Genomic DNA, 15,276 nt, shown 5'->3' on the forward strand with positions numbered 1-15,276 from the left:
CATACGATAGAAAAAGGTAAATCGTTTCATTAATTGGTAACTTTTATTTTTTTAGTAAACGCCAATTAATTAGAAATAAACCTAGACTTGCGAAAAGAAGAACCCAATAAGGTATGTCGATTGCAATACCGAAATCAGGAAAAAATAAATAAATAACAACTACCATACCTAATGTAATTATGCTAAGTAGCCAAAGAATAAAAAATTCTTTTACCTTATGAATCTTTTTAAAAGTAGTCCAACGAAGATAATGAACAATTACCCAGACAAAAAGAAAAGCAAACAAGATGGAAAGAATACCTTCTATAAGAATGGATGGAAGATGGGTAACTCTGTATAACTCACCAATTTCAAAAAAATAAAATAAAACAAGATTAATAGTACTAGTGGCAAAAATACCAGCAGATAAGAACGATAAAATTCCAATGTTAATAAAAGTAAACCGTTCTTTCGTAAGCATTTTTGGTAATTCGCCAACGATCTCATCTGCATATTGTTTCGGATTACCACCGAAGACATCCTCAGCTGTCCGCCCCTGATCCTGTGCTGTTAGTAAGTGATCTAATAGCTCGGTTAATATTTCTTCAGTTGCTTGTTCCGATTTTTGATAGGAGAGACGAAGATATACGAGCATTTCCTCATAATAAAACAAATTCTCTTCATTTAATTGTTTGCGTTTTTGATTGTTTTCTTCAATTAATTCTGTTGCTTTCATCATTATTCACCGTCTTTCTTTAATAGTTGATCAACTGGTGATTTAATCATCTCCCAATTTTGTTTAAATAGTTGAAGTGCATCTTTACCGGATTCTGTTAAGGTATAATATTTCCGATTCGGACCACTAACTGATTTGCGCATTTCACCGGTAATTAATTTCTCTTTTTGTAAACGTAATAAAATTGGATAGATTGATCCTTCACTCACCTCTAATCCTTGTTCTGCCAATTTAATCGATAGTTCGTAACCATAGACTGTTTGTCGTGAAATAATTGCTAAAATACATCCTTCTAAAATCCCTTTATATAACTGACTTCGAATTGCCAAACAAATCATCTACCTTTATTAGTATCTTGTTATACATAATAGCCTAGCATGCTTCTTACTAACATGCAATGCATAGTAGTGATTGTTTATGTTTTTAATTTTGGAAAGTATCGTTAAAAAAGTAAAATATGATTTAACATACAGTTCCGGAAATATACTATACTTTTCTTTGGCATAACTTTACGGTCTTTCAAAATCTGCATTTTATCTGACGCACTTGAGAGAAACTCAGTCGTAAGAGTGGACTCTTACCCGCTACGTCAGTAAATGGATTCGCTTTCCGTGGGCACAGTCTCAGCTAACTTGGTAAAGAAAAACGCTTCACCAAGTGGATCTTCGACTTGTGCTGTTCCCACAGGAGTCTCACCCATTTACTTCCTACGCTGGATAGAGATTAAATTTAAAATATTATCTGCTATTGATAAAGTTTTATTGTGCTTTTGACAACAGATTCCCGCATTATGCTATTTGATTGTAGCGTAAGACAGTCGACTCCTGCGGGAAAAGCAAGATCTGAAGATCCACTTCGGAAAGTGCATTTTGCTTTTCGGAGTTAGCTGAAGACTTGCCCGCGGAAAGCGACTGCCTGAAGTGGAAATCAACAAGACAGTTACGACAGAGTCTATGGTTATTCAGTAATCAACAACTTTTTTAAATAGTGTCATGCTTTATAATGAACACAATCCAAACTCATAACATCAAACGATTAGCGCTTTTTTTTAAGTGAGAAAGTTGAGTTAATTAAATTAAATCTAAGCAATATGATAAAAAGGAGCTAAAAAAAGAGGTCACACAATTTGTGTGATCTCTTTACTATTTATCAGTTGCATACAATTTTGATAATGAACTTAACGAGATTTTTTACTGCTATTTCACGTCCATATAGGGCTTGTTAATATAATTATATACCCAACCCATTAACAAGTGTCCGCCAATAATATTCCCAATTGTGACAGGTATTAAGTTATAAATTGCGCCGCTAATTGAAATGGTATCTGGATGCTCTAATATTAAAGCGATAGAAAATGTTACCATATTTGCTATGCTATGTTCATACCCAGAAATGAAAAATCCAAATACGAATAGCATCATCACAAATAATTTTGCGCCATCACCTTTCATCTTCATTGGAATGAAAAAGGCAAGACAAATAAGCCAATTACACAATATTGCCCGGAAAAACAGTTCCCAAAAAGAAATGTCCATTTTCTTGGCTGCTGCACTCATTAAAAATGTACTTACATTGCCATCTGCAAAAAGGCCAGTTAAATAGATAAAGATGGCAAAGCCAATTGCACCAATAATATTACCTAAATAGGTCATTCCCCACATACGAAAAACATTTATCCAACGCATTTTTTTATTCAATGCTGCTATTGTAAAATAAAAGGTGTTACCTGTGAAAAGATCTCCACCACCATAGACGATCAAGATAATCGCAGCACCAAAGGTAATTGCGGCCATTGGATATGCAAAAGGTGAGCCTTCTAAATAAAAATAATTTCCTGTTTTAAAGGCAACAATAACACCAAATCCGATAAACATGCTCGCGAGAATAGCGCGAGTGAGATAGATAAGACGACTGTTCTTAAACGTTTCTTGTTTTTTTAATGCTAATTGTTCAACTTGTTTTAATGCGTCCATTTCCATTTTATCACCTGAAAATCTATAGAATTTTTATTTCTGTTTTAGTCTCTTGATAAGGCCAATAAATATTATCATACAATTATTCATAACGATGTACAACTTAAAAGTATAATTTTACCTATTCATTATTTGTTTTCTATGAATATGACGTGTAAAGTATAAGCAAATAGAGTTCAAGCGGGAGGAGTACATGCTAATGAAAAATTCAGAACGGTTTATCATTGCTTTTAATAAAATCGAAGCATTTTTTGATAAAGAAATTAATGAAAAAAGACATCTTTCATTTTATCGCTCAGTCCAATTGTTAAAACGATCGAATGCGATTGTGGATCGTTATCAAGATGATTTAATAGAATATGCAGAATTACGTAATGCTATTATTCATGAACGGACGAATACGAAATATGCGATTGCTGAGCCGCATGACGATGTGGTGGTAAGAATGGAGAACATTGAAAAGAAATTGACTGCACCAGAATTAGTAATACCACGATTTTCTAAGAGAATGCGTCAAATTCAAGCAAACGATACTTTAAGTGATGTTCTTCGCGTTATTCATGAAACCGACTATTCACAGTTTCCAGTTTATCTGAACAAAGAATTAATAGGGCTCTTAACGGATAAGGGGATTACACATTGGTTGTCTAAACATGTAACAAAAAATGCTGATCAATTATTTCATACAGCTGTAAGTGATATTATCAGAGATGATGATAGAGCACACAATTATAAATTTATTAATCAATCAATGAGTATGTATCAAGCTGAACATTTTTTCCTAAAGCAAATTAAACAAACGAAGCGACTTGACGCATTGTTAATCACAAAAAATGGTAAGCCCGAAGAAAAGTTGTTAGGCATGATTACAACGAAAGATTTAATTGAAATACCTTAAAAAATATACAAAACAAAAAATAGGGTGCTCAAGTAGAGCACCCTATTAAAGATAAACTTAGTCTTCTTCGTTCATTGTAAATGAAGAAACGGGGAGAGGTGTAATTGGAGCAAGACAAGTGATACTACAGAAACAATCTAAATCTACAGTTATACAGATTCCAGTTGATTGGAAATTCCTAATACTATTGCCAGGGAAATAATCACATACATCGCGACCGCCTGGACCTGGAGTAGATCCTCCAGCTGTTACTGGAAGTAATAGTTCTAGTTTGACACAGCAATCACTACCTTCAATGAATTTCTTCGCGCGGAAAATAGGAGTTTCTACACAACCAAAGTAGGTGTTTCCAGACATCCCTAACTCATCTTGAAAGACGCCATTACCAATAAAAGGTTTACAATCCTGACAATAAAGAATGAAAGGTATCGTTGTATTAGTACCATTTACCGTTTGTGGTGAAAGTAATTGTTGGATCGATTTTTCACAACTCGTGACACAGTGGTTATTATTATTTGCTACTTCATCTTGCGCATCAACAATTTGTTGTACAATGTCACATACACATTGATCAAGTTCCGTATTCATAATACTATTCAAGATAATTCCTCCCTTCTATTGAATATACTTTACTATACGTAATAGAAATGGAAAGGATAGGTATAGATATCTAGTTAATATAAAAATAGGGAAATATATGCGTTTAATATATTAACTCTTGTTGATTACCCCTTGATAGATTTTATTTAAACGTTCTTCAAACACTTCAAGATGGACGATTCTTGCTTCTCGTAAATATTCCTTTCCTTCTACAAATAATAGTAGAACAGGTACAGTGAAAATTGAAAATCTACCAGCTACTTCAGGTAATTGATCGACTTCTATATGTCCAAGTGTGATTTCTGGATATCCTCTCATAATTCTTTCTACTTGAGGTAATAAACTATGACAAACACTGCAATTTGGTCTTGAAATATAGAGAAAGGCAATTTCATTTTGAGTTATAAATTGGTCTAGTTTATCGGTAGTTTTAATCATCTGAAATATAGACATGATCCATTCCTTCCTTATAAAATATTTCGCTCCAAAATAGATTGGTGTAGTTTATCATCGTTTTCTATAATAATGCAAGTAAATAGTTATTTGTCAATAATTTGTCGAAATAAAACGGAAAATATTCGGAAAGCTATACATCTTTCCGAATTAAAACCGATAATAAAAAAGATATAATTATAAAAATATGGGGGATTGTCAACATGAAGAGATTAACGCAGTTCAAGTCCATTCGGACAAAAATTTTACTTGGTTTTTCAGTAATTATAATATTGATTCTTGGTTATAGTACGTATAATATTGTTTCTTCGACTATTATTCAGACAGATACAGAGGATATTACTGATTATCAATTGCCTCTATTAATTGCAGATGAAGAATTAAAATATAGTATTGTAGAGCGTATAGGATTGGCGCGTGCATATATATTGTTTGGTGATGAGAGATATAAAGAATTATTTAATGGATATACAGAAACTAGCATAGCATTAGAAGAAGAGGTATTAAGTTATTCCGATTCAGAGGAACTAAAACAACTCATTACGGACAGTCAGGAATGGCAGAAATCAGTTGAAAAGAATATTTTTGATGCATATGATCAAGGAAACGTTGCTGAAGCAGAGACGTACTTACAAAATACAGCAGAACCATTCGCACAAGAAATAAGAAAGGGTTTCACTTCCTTAGTAGAAACAAGAGAAAATATTATTACAGAAGCTGGTAATGAACTTTTGGCTCAAAATGAAGTAAACAGTACAGTAGGATTTGTTGTTGGTTTAGTGATTTTAGTAATCGCAGTGGTGATTGCGTTACTTATAGCGAGTATTATTACGAAACCGATTAAGCTTGTAAGTGAGCAAATGAATGAAATCTCTAATGGTAATCTATCGATAGAACCACTAGAAGTTAAATCACGAGATGAAGTTGGACAGTTAATTGAGTCTATGAACAGCATGCAGGTGAATTTAACAGAAATTGTTGCGGAAATTCAAGAAGTATCTGGATCTGTTGCAAGTCAAAGTGAAGAGTTGACACAATCTTCTAATGAGGTGAGAGAAGCAAGTGATCAAGTTGCGACGACAATGGAAGAATTGTCATCTGGTGCTGAGTCACAAGCTGATACAACAACTGATCTTGCGAGTTCAATGGCAGATTTTTCACAAAAAATAACAGAGGCTAATTCAAAAGGAGAGCGAGTTTACCAATCTTCTCAGGAAGTGATTGATTTAACTAAAGAGGGTAGTCAATCGATGGACAGCTCTATTATGCAAATGGGACAAATATTCCAAGTCGTAACAGATGCAGTTAGCCAAGTTAAAGGTTTAGATGCACAATCAAAAGAAATTTCAAAACTAGTAAGTGTTATAAAAGATATTGCAGAGCAAACAAATTTATTGGCGTTGAATGCAGCGATTGAAGCAGCGCGTGCAGGTGAACATGGTAAAGGGTTTGCAGTTGTAGCGGATGAAGTTCGTAAGCTAGCAGAGCAAGTGGGTGTTTCAGTAACGGACATTACAGGCATTGTCGGTAATATTCAAAAAGAAACCAAACTGGTAACTACTTCGCTTGAAGGTGGGCATAAAGAAGTTGAGAAAGGTATGAATCAAGTTATGTCAACTGGAGAAACATTTGAAAAAATGAAAGTAGAATTAGATGATATGGCTACAAGTATTCGTGATATCTCGAATAATTTAGAATTAATCAACCAAAATAGTGATACAATGAACAATGCAATTGAAGAGATTGCTTCCGTTTCGGAAGAATCTGCTGCAGGAATTCAAGAAACAGCAGCATCGATCGAACAAACAAGTACATCGATGGAAGAAGTTGCAACTAGTTCAGGTAAATTAGCAAAACTAGCGGATAGTTTAAATAAAGTTACTGCTCGTTTTAAATTGTAGGTTTTTAAAATCCGATCAGCTTGCTGATCGGATTTATTTATGTAATGTATGGCGCTTACATTGTGGAAAAATAAAAAAAATAATATTTTTTTATGCTGTGTTTCTTCATATTTAATAATAACGTCAAAAATACAATGCTTAAGCAGTTTCGTTAATTGCGAGTAAAAAATAAATCATGTATACTTTTTTATATTGTCTGATATAAAGAGGAGTCATAAAATAATCGATTACTACTTTATGAAAAATATTAGTTTTTTAATTTGAGGAGGTCTAGGCTCTTGTCTGCATTACATATTGCAATTATAGTACCATTTTTATTGGCATTAATTGTTCCGTTGTTATACAACAAAATACCAAAAGTTCACACGGGTTGGTTTGTATTAATATTACCAACTATTTTGTTTGCTTATTTGATAAGCTTTATTCCAACACTTTCAGCAGGTGAAGTTGTTGTTAGGAAATTAGCTTGGGTCCCTTCACTTGGTATTAATTTTGATATCCATTTAGATGGTCTTTCCTTATTATTTGGTTTACTGATTACGGGAATAGGGGCACTTGTTGTTTTATACTCGATATTCTATTTAACCAAAAAAGGGGAGGCACTTCATAACTTTTATTTCTATTTACTAATGTTTATGGGTGCAATGCTCGGAGTTGTATTATCAGGAAATCTAATGGTTATGTATGTATTTTGGGAATTAACAAGCTTGTCATCATCCTTATTAATTGGCTATTGGCACCACCGCGAGAAATCACGTTATGGTGCACAGAAGTCGATGCTAATAACCGTAACCGGTGGTTTTGCAATGCTCGCTGGTTTCGCCTTGCTGTACGTTATGACAGGTACATTTACAATAACCGAAATTATTACACAAGCAGATGTTGTAGCAGCTAGTAATTTGTTTATCCCTGCTATGTTACTTATCCTTATGGGTGCATTTACCAAGTCGGCACAGTTTCCATTTCATATTTGGTTACCTGACGCGATGGAAGCACCAACACCAGTTAGTGCTTATTTGCACTCTGCAACAATGGTTAAAATGGGGATTTATTTAGTAGCTCGATTAAGTCCCGTCTTCTCTGGTGCTCCAGAATGGTTCTGGATCGTTTCAGGTGTCGGTTTATTCACCTTACTGTGGGGTTCATTTAACGCAGTTCGACAAACAGATTTAAAGTCGATTCTTGCTTACTCAACAATCAGTCAGTTAGGTATGCTTATGAGTATGTTAGGCGTAGGATCTGCTGCAGCTTACTATGGTTATGAAGCTGGCTATACCGCTGCAACTGTTGCTGCGATTTTCCACTTAATTAACCATTCAACCTTTAAAGGTAGTTTGTTTATGGTTGCGGGTATTATTGATCACGAAACAGGCACAAGGGATATTCGAAAATTGGGTGGTTTGATGACCTTCATGCCGATTACCTTTACCATTTCGATCATTGGTGCCTTTTCGATGGCTGGTATTTATCCGTTTAACGGTTTCTTAAGTAAAGAGATGTTTTTAGATACTATGTTAAACGCTACCGAAATTGCTGATTTTAATATGCAAACATTTGGCATATTGTTCCCAGTAGTTGCATGGGTAGCAAGTGTATTCACTTTTATCTACTGTATGATTCTTGTATTTAAACCATTCACAGGCAAATATCAGCCTGAAAAATTAGATAAAAAGCCACACGAAGCACCAATTGGTATGTTAATCCCACCAATTATCTTGGCTAGTCTTGTTGTCTTGTTTGGTTTCTTTCCAAACATTTTGTCAGACAGTATTATTGAACCAGCAGTTCAAGCAATTTATCCAGCTTCGTTAACTGGAGTGGAAAATTTTGATATCCATATCTCAGCTTGGCATGGTATTGATTATTCACCATTGCATATGACAATTGGTATTATTATTATTGGTACGCTTATGTATCTGACACTGTCAAAATGGCAAAAGGTGTATCAGTATTTACGATTGCATCAAAAAGATCCAGTCAACTATGTTTATGACTTTTTATTAGAGAAATTAGTAGTTGTTGCAGCAAAAATAACGAATATCCAAATAACAGGTTTGCTACGTGATTATTTTGTATACATGTATGTATTCTTACTTGGTTTAACCTTTTATACGATGTATCGCTTTGATGCTTTTGCAATTGATACGACAAATGTTGCGCCGATCCCGCTTTATGTATGGTTCGTTGTTGCTGTTGTCGCAGCGGCTGTCATTGCTGTGCCATTCATAAATAACCGGGTGGTCGCAATTATATCTGTTGGTTTTGTTGGGTTTTTAGTATCTCTATTTTATGTTTTATTCCGTGCTCCTGACTTAGCGTTAACACAATTGTTGGTCGAGACAGTAACGACTGCATTGTTCTTGCTTTGTTTCTATCATTTACCTGAGTTAAGAAAAGAGAACTTTAAGCCATCGTTTAAATGGGTGAATGTTATTATCTCAGTTGGTGTTGGTGCATTGGTTACAGTAATGGCTTTAAGTGCCTTATCATTTGGGAACAAAAAACCATTTGAATCTATCTCCCAATATTATATAGATAATGCACATGATCTTGGTGGCGGAGATAATATTGTTAACGTAATTTTAGTTGATTTTCGTGGGCTTGATACGATGCTTGAAATTCTAGTATTGGGTATTGCGGCATTAGGTGTTGTTACGTTAATTAAATTACGTATGAGTGGAAAGGAAGATGTTTAAGATGAAAAATAATTTATCCTTGCATACGATTACGCAAATTGCAGTTTTCATTGTACTCTCCTTTTCATTTTACTTATTATTTGCAGGACACAGTAATCCTGGCGGTGGTTTTATTGGTGCATTGATGGCTGCATCCGCAATTGTTCTGTTGTACATTAGTTTTGATTTAAAAACAATCAAAAAAGTTTTACCATTTTATTATCCGTACTTTATCGGTACAGGATTACTTATTGCAATGGGGACTGGGGTAAGTAGTACGTTGTTTGGTTATCCCTTCCTAACACAATTCTTTGATTACGTAAAACTACCTATTCTTGGTGAAACAGAGTTAACGACCGCATTAGTGTTTGATATTGGTGTATATCTCGTCGTGATTGGTGTAGCACTATTAATAATTACAACGATTGCGGAGGATGAGGCCTAATGGAAATTTTAATTGTAGTTTTAATTGGCGTACTTTTTTCAGTAGCAACTTATTTAATTTTAACAAAAAGTTTATTCCGTGTTGTTCTAGGAACGGTATTGATTTCACATGGTGCACATCTTCTAATTTTAACGATGGGTGGCCTAGGTGGCGAATCAGCTCCACTATTAGGTGAAGATGCTTCAAGTTACACGGATCCATTACCACAAGCATTAATTCTAACAGCAATTGTTATTAGCTTTGGTATGACAGCATTATTACTAGTAATGACGTATCGTACCTATAAAGTACATCAAACCGATGATTTAGATAAATTAAGGGGAAGATCAGATGAGTAATTTTTTAATGCTGCCAATATTGCTGCCAATGTTTATTGGTACGCTATTAATCTTTTTTGCAAAAAAACATAAATTACAACGTGTGATCGCTGGAATTGCAGTTATAGCACAATTAGGTGTAGCGGTATACTTAGGTTATATGGTATATGTCGATGCGACCCAAATCATCACGTTAAATGTTGGGGATTGGGATGCACCATTTGGTATTGTGCTAGTAGCAGATATGTTAGCAACGATGATGGTACTCTTATCAAGTATTGTTGGTGCCGTTTGTTTATTCTTTGCATTTAAAACAATCCATAGCGATCGCGAGAAATTTTATTTCTATCCATTTTACTTTTTCTTACTTACAGGTGTAAATGGTGCTTTTCTAACAGGTGATTTATTCAACTTATTTGTTTTCTTTGAAGTAATGCTAATTGCTTCGTATGTATTAATTGTTCACGGTGGAACTGGTTATCAATTACGTGAATCTTTTAAATATGTTGTAATGAATATGGTTGCTTCTGCGTTCTTCCTTGTGGGACTTGCATTGTTATATGCAACAACTGGAACATTAAATATGGCTGACTTAGCTGAACGCGTTCAAGTAATGGGTCAAGAAGGCATTCTAAATGTTATTGCGATAATCTTTTTGTTTGTTTTTGGGGCAAAAGGTGCCTTGTTTCCACTTTACTTTTGGTTACCTAAATCTTATTACGGACCTCCAGCAGCAATCTCAGCGTTATTTGGTGGTTTACTAACGAAGGTCGGTATTTACGCGATCATTCGAATATTCACATTAATATTTATCCATAATACAGGGTTTACACATACTATTATTTTGGCACTTGCTGGCGCTACAATGTTTTTCGGTGTGCTTGGTGCCGTATCACAATTCGATTTCAAACGAATCTTGTCTTACCATATTATTAGTCAAGTAGGTTACATGGTAATGGGATTAGGTATCTATACGCAGTTAGCATTAGCAGGCGCTATTTATTATATTGCACACCATATTATTGTGAAATCTGCACTGTTTTTATTTGCCGGTGCGACCGAAAAAATTACTGGAACGACCGATCTAAAGAAAATGGGTGGTTTATTAAAAACACATCCATGGGTAGGCTGGCTTTTCTTTATCTCTGCAATGTCACTTGCTGGTATTCCGCCACTTAGTGGATTCTTTAGTAAATTTGCATTGATATTGTCAGCAATACAAGAACAAAGCTATATTATTGTGACAGTAGCATTAGTTGTTGGAATTTTAACCTTGTTCTCCATGATGAAAATCTTCATGTATGCATTTTGGGGAGAAGCAACAATTCCAGCTGATAAAATAAATAGGAAAGAAATGTTCTCGTTATTACGTCCTATTATTCCATTAGTAGCTTTGACGATTTGCTTAGGATTTTTCGCGGAACCAGTATTTCAATATTCACTAGGAGTTGCTGATCAAATCCTAGATCCAGCCAATTATATACAAGCGGTCCTAGGTTCAAAATAGATCACTAATTAAAGGGGTAGTGCAATGGCTTTACAAATCTTATTAAACCTTAGCATAGCGTTAATATGGATGTTATTAACAAGTCAATTTACTTTTTCATCCTTTCTTATTGGGTATGTGATAGGGGTATTATTATTATACTTATTCCGACGCTTTCTTCAATTTGATATATATTTCTCTAAAATTATTGCTTTTGCTAAATTAGCACTTCTTTTTCTAAAAGAAATGGTAATAGCAAATATAGATGTTGCAAGAATTATTATAACGCCAAAATTAAAAACAAATCCTGGGATCATTGCTTATCCAACAGAACTAAAATCAGGATTAGAAGTAACGCTATTAGCAAGTCTGATCACGTTGACACCTGGGACACTTGTGATGGCTTTCTCGGATGATCAGAAGACGCTTTATATCCATACATTAAATATTGACAGTAAAGAAGCTGTAATTGCTGGTATAAAAGATACATTTGAAAAAGGGATATTGGAGGTGACAGATTAATGCTAGAAACGGTTGCTTGGATCGTATTAATGATGTTATCTGTTGCCATCGTATTGTGTTTTATTCGAATGATTATTGGACCGTCCATTTTTGATCGTATTGTTGCTTTAGATTTATTAGGTATAACAATGATAGGATTTGTTGGTATGTTAATGATTATTCAGCACACGTTGGTATACGTGGATGTTATATTAGTTTTGGGTATCTTATCTTTTGTAGGAACAATTGCCTTATCGAAGTATATGGAAGGGGGCGTTGTCATTGACAGAGATAATCATTAGTTTTTTTGTGCTACTTGGTGCGTTGTTTATGTTGTTAGGTGCGATTGCGATTGTTCGGTTACCTGATGTATACACGCGTATTAATGCAGCAACTAAAGCCTCAACACTAGGTGTTGTTGGTATTATGATAGGTTTATTCTTATTCTTTGTATTTGAAGATAATATTGTAAGTGGAAAGATCTTATTAACAATTATCTTTGTGTTTCTAACAGCACCAATTTCTGGTTTTATGATGGCCCGTTCCGCTTATCATATGGATGTACCGATTTGGAAACATAATACGAGAGACGATTTAAAGGATGCCCTGAAACAAAAAAATAAATAAATGAAAGACCTGCTAAAAGGAAGATCAATTCTATAGCAGGTCTTTGTTTATTGTTTAAATGTGTTAATGTTCGGAATAAAGGGAAAATAAAGATAAAAGCAATAGAATTGATCACAGATAAAATAAAAAAAGCTATAAAAGGCATGTTTCCAGCATCTTTCTCATGTTGGAAAGAAAAAAATGAATTTAACACTTGAAATTATACCTTGCAGGGTATATGATATGAAAAGTAAGTCGTTGTCATGTTGACGAACTTTTTTATTTCACTGATTTTATACCCTTGTAGGTATAAGAAGCTAATTTTGAAAGGAGTGAAAAATGTGGAAATTGTCTTTGTTAGTGTCGTTATCTTACTTGCTTATCTAGTAATAAAACGAATGTTTCCTACGAAAGGGATTCGAATGATTACGACTAAAGATTTGAAAAGTGAATTAAAGGACAAAAAGAAACAATTCATAGATGTTCGTACGGTTAACGAATTTAATGGTAATAAGATTAAGGGATTTAAAAACATCCCGCTACATGAATTGAAACAAAAAGCTGTGACTGAACTTAGTAAAGATAAAGAATTAGTTGTTATATGTCAAAGTGGCATGAGAAGTCAGCAAGCATGTAAACAATTAAAAAAATTAGGATATAACCAAGTGACAAATGTCAAAGGTGGCATGAATGCTTGGCAATAGGAGGTTTTATAAATGAAATTAACTGAAACAACAGCAAAAGAAATAACCCATAAAGTGATAAACAAAGAAGAATTATTCATCTTAGATGTACGAACAGAGGATGCATTTGAGGATTGGAAGATCGAAGGAGAAAATTTCACGTATTTAAATATCCCATATTTTGATTTAATTGATGGGGTAGAGGGTATGATAGACCAGCTTCCAAAAGATAAAGATATTCTAGTTGTTTGTGCAAAAGAAGGTTCGTCTGTAATGGTTGCAGAGATGCTTGCGGAGGCTGGAATACATGTTTCGTACCTTAAAGGCGGTATGAAAGCCTGGAGCGAACATCTTGAACCCATTAAAGTTTCAGATTTAAAAGACGGTGGAGAATTGTATCAATTCGTTCGGATTGGAAAAGGTTGTTTATCCTATATGGTCCTATCAAGTGGAGAAGCAGCAGTAATTGATCCCGTGCGGATGACAGATGTATTCACAAACTTTGCAATCGAAAAAGATGTTGAAATTAAGCATGTACTAGATACACACTTACACGCAGATCATATTTCAGGAGGACGCACGATCGCTGAACAAACAGGTGCAACGTATTGGTTACCTCCAAAAGATGCAACAGACGTAATGTTTGATTATCAAGGTTTAGTAGATGGTGCAGCTATTACTATTGGTGCAACAAAAATTGATATTCAGGCACTCTATACGCCAGGCCATACGATTGGTTCTACTTCGTTTATTATTGATTCGCATTATTTGTTAACAGGGGATATCCTCTTTATCGATTCAATAGGCCGTCCTGACTTAGCGGGTAAAGCTGAAGATTGGGTTCAGGACTTGCGTGTAAGTCTCTATGAGCGCTATACATCTTTGTCTGATGACTTAATTGTATTGCCGGCACACTTTATGATTATTGATGAATTAAACGATGATGGTACAATAGCTGCTAGACTGGGTAATCTTTTTGCTTCAAATCACGGACTAAACATTGACAATGAAGATACGTTTAGAAAAATGGTAACTGAAAATCTACCACCACAGCCAAATGCATATCATGAAATTCGAGAAACTAATATGGGGAAAGTCACACCAGATAGTGAAAAACAACGTGAAATGGAAATTGGTCCTAATCGCTGTGCTATTCGATAAACGGGACTAGGGGGATGTGAAAATGGATTTTAGTGATATTAATATAGAATTTGTGCTTGTCATTTTTCTTATTGGGTTTATTGGATCTTATCTTTCTGGCATGCTAGGAATTGGTGGATCAATTATAAAATATCCAATGTTACTGTATATACCTTCACTGTTTGGAGTAGCAGCTTTTTCTGCTCATGAAGTATCTGGTATAAGTGCAGTACAAGTTCTTTTTGCAACGATTGGTGGCGTATGGGCATATCGCAAAGGTGGCTTTCTTAATAAGGATTTAATTATCTATATGGGCGTAAGTATCTTAATAGGTAGCTTGCTTGGTGGATATGGCTCCAAACTAATGCCGGGCGAAGCAATAAATTTTGTTTACGGTATTCTAGCTTTAATTGCTGCAGTCATGATGTTGATACCGAAAAAGGGAACAGATGACATTCCTTTTGATCAAGTTACATTTAACAAACCGTTAGCAGCAATTCTGGCACTGATTGTCGGGATTGGAGCTGGTATTGTTGGTGCAGCAGGCGCATTTTTACTTGTACCAATTATGCTTGGTGTTCTAAAAATACCAACACGGATGACAATTGCTTCATCATTAGCAATTACATTTATCTCATCCATTGGTTCGACAATAGGGAAAGTCACAACAGGGCAAGTGGAATATATGCCAGCGGCTATTATGATTGTCGCCAGTTTAATAGCATCACCACTTGGTGCTCACGCTGGTAAAAAAATAAATGCAAAACTGTTACAAATTATTTTAGCAGTATTAATTGCAGGAACCGCAATAAAAATTTGGCTCGATATTTTAGCTAATTAAGCTATTTTTTAAAAAATAAATTAAATACCTGTACATGTATAT

At 34.6% G+C, this 15,276-nt stretch carries 17 protein-coding genes; 12 read left to right on the forward strand and 5 right to left on the reverse strand.

Annotated elements, in window-relative coordinates:
* Positions 1-43 precede the first annotated feature (43 nt).
* The 3 genes from D2K60_RS13015 to D2K60_RS13025 all read right to left on the reverse strand — a co-directional run bounded on the left by D2K60_RS13015 (position 44) and on the right by D2K60_RS13025 (position 2,694).
* Positions 44-718 (reverse strand): DUF1129 family protein, encoded by a 675-nt coding sequence (locus D2K60_RS13015; RefSeq protein ID WP_240335296.1) that lies wholly within the window; start codon positions 716-718, stop codon positions 44-46.
* The gene (locus tag D2K60_RS13020) at positions 718-1,044 is read right to left on the reverse strand and encodes a PadR family transcriptional regulator (RefSeq protein WP_117169991.1); all 327 of its coding nucleotides are present in this window, start codon (positions 1,042-1,044) and stop codon (positions 718-720) included. The genes D2K60_RS13015 and D2K60_RS13020 overlap by 1 nt, the downstream gene beginning before the upstream one ends.
* Positions 1,045-1,911: 867 nt before the next feature.
* Positions 1,912-2,694, reverse strand: coding sequence for a formate/nitrite transporter family protein (locus D2K60_RS13025; protein WP_117169990.1), 783 nt, complete (start codon positions 2,692-2,694; stop codon positions 1,912-1,914).
* A gap of 193 nt (positions 2,695-2,887) precedes the next feature.
* Here D2K60_RS13025 and D2K60_RS13030 point away from each other — a divergent pair, with 193 nt between their 5' ends.
* Complete coding sequence (locus tag D2K60_RS13030; protein ID WP_162880752.1) at positions 2,888-3,586, forward strand: CBS domain-containing protein; 699 nt, start codon at positions 2,888-2,890, stop codon at positions 3,584-3,586.
* Between the two features lie 57 nt (positions 3,587-3,643).
* On the opposite strand, the gene D2K60_RS13035 is transcribed toward D2K60_RS13030, so the two are convergent.
* Positions 3,644-4,186, reverse strand: coding sequence for a CotY/CotZ family spore coat protein (locus tag D2K60_RS13035; protein ID WP_240335295.1), 543 nt, complete (start codon positions 4,184-4,186; stop codon positions 3,644-3,646).
* 111 nt (positions 4,187-4,297) lie between these two features.
* Positions 4,298-4,639 carry a thioredoxin family protein gene (locus D2K60_RS13040; RefSeq protein ID WP_117169988.1) on the reverse strand — a complete coding sequence of 114 codons (342 nt, stop codon included), beginning with the start codon at positions 4,637-4,639 and terminating at the stop codon, positions 4,298-4,300.
* A 203-nt stretch (positions 4,640-4,842) separates the two neighbouring features.
* Between D2K60_RS13040 and D2K60_RS13045 the strand changes: the two genes are divergently transcribed.
* From D2K60_RS13045 to D2K60_RS13095, 11 genes are all read left to right on the forward strand, one after another.
* The gene (locus D2K60_RS13045; RefSeq protein ID WP_117169987.1) at positions 4,843-6,540 is read left to right on the forward strand and encodes a methyl-accepting chemotaxis protein; all 1,698 of its coding nucleotides are present in this window, start codon (positions 4,843-4,845) and stop codon (positions 6,538-6,540) included.
* A gap of 278 nt (positions 6,541-6,818) precedes the next feature.
* Positions 6,819-9,236, forward strand: a complete 2,418-nt coding sequence (locus D2K60_RS13050) for a Na+/H+ antiporter subunit A (RefSeq protein WP_117169986.1) — start codon at positions 6,819-6,821, stop codon at positions 9,234-9,236.
* Position 9,237: 1 nt separating this feature from the next.
* Complete coding sequence (locus D2K60_RS13055; RefSeq protein ID WP_117169985.1) at positions 9,238-9,660, forward strand: Na(+)/H(+) antiporter subunit B; 423 nt, start codon at positions 9,238-9,240, stop codon at positions 9,658-9,660.
* A complete protein-coding gene (locus D2K60_RS13060; protein WP_117169984.1) occupies positions 9,660-9,998 on the forward strand; it encodes a Na(+)/H(+) antiporter subunit C in 339 nt (112 codons plus the stop codon). Before D2K60_RS13055 ends, D2K60_RS13060 begins: the two co-directional genes overlap by 1 nt.
* Complete coding sequence (locus D2K60_RS13065) at positions 9,991-11,484, forward strand: Na+/H+ antiporter subunit D (protein ID WP_117169983.1); 1,494 nt, start codon at positions 9,991-9,993, stop codon at positions 11,482-11,484. The genes D2K60_RS13060 and D2K60_RS13065 overlap by 8 nt, the downstream gene beginning before the upstream one ends.
* Positions 11,485-11,508: 24 nt before the next feature.
* The gene (locus D2K60_RS13070; RefSeq protein ID WP_117169982.1) at positions 11,509-11,985 is read left to right on the forward strand and encodes a Na+/H+ antiporter subunit E; all 477 of its coding nucleotides are present in this window, start codon (positions 11,509-11,511) and stop codon (positions 11,983-11,985) included.
* Positions 11,985-12,266 carry a Na(+)/H(+) antiporter subunit F1 gene (locus tag D2K60_RS13075; protein WP_117169981.1) on the forward strand — a complete coding sequence of 94 codons (282 nt, stop codon included), beginning with the start codon at positions 11,985-11,987 and terminating at the stop codon, positions 12,264-12,266. Before D2K60_RS13070 ends, D2K60_RS13075 begins: the two co-directional genes overlap by 1 nt.
* Positions 12,247-12,591: a monovalent cation/H(+) antiporter subunit G gene (gene mnhG, locus D2K60_RS13080; protein WP_338048365.1), complete on the forward strand. Its 345-nt coding sequence runs from the start codon at positions 12,247-12,249 to the stop codon at positions 12,589-12,591. The genes D2K60_RS13075 and mnhG overlap by 20 nt, the downstream gene beginning before the upstream one ends.
* Before the next feature lie 377 nt (positions 12,592-12,968).
* Positions 12,969-13,274, forward strand: coding sequence for a rhodanese-like domain-containing protein (locus tag D2K60_RS13085; protein ID WP_420818824.1), 306 nt, complete (start codon positions 12,969-12,971; stop codon positions 13,272-13,274).
* Between the two features lie 12 nt (positions 13,275-13,286).
* Complete coding sequence (locus tag D2K60_RS13090) at positions 13,287-14,414, forward strand: MBL fold metallo-hydrolase (protein WP_117169978.1); 1,128 nt, start codon at positions 13,287-13,289, stop codon at positions 14,412-14,414.
* Positions 14,415-14,436: 22 nt separating this feature from the next.
* Entirely contained in the window at positions 14,437-15,234 is a 798-nt protein-coding gene (locus D2K60_RS13095; RefSeq protein ID WP_117169977.1) for a sulfite exporter TauE/SafE family protein, read from the forward strand.
* Positions 15,235-15,276: the final 42 nt, after the last annotated feature.

The organism is Paraliobacillus sediminis (assembly GCF_003426055.1).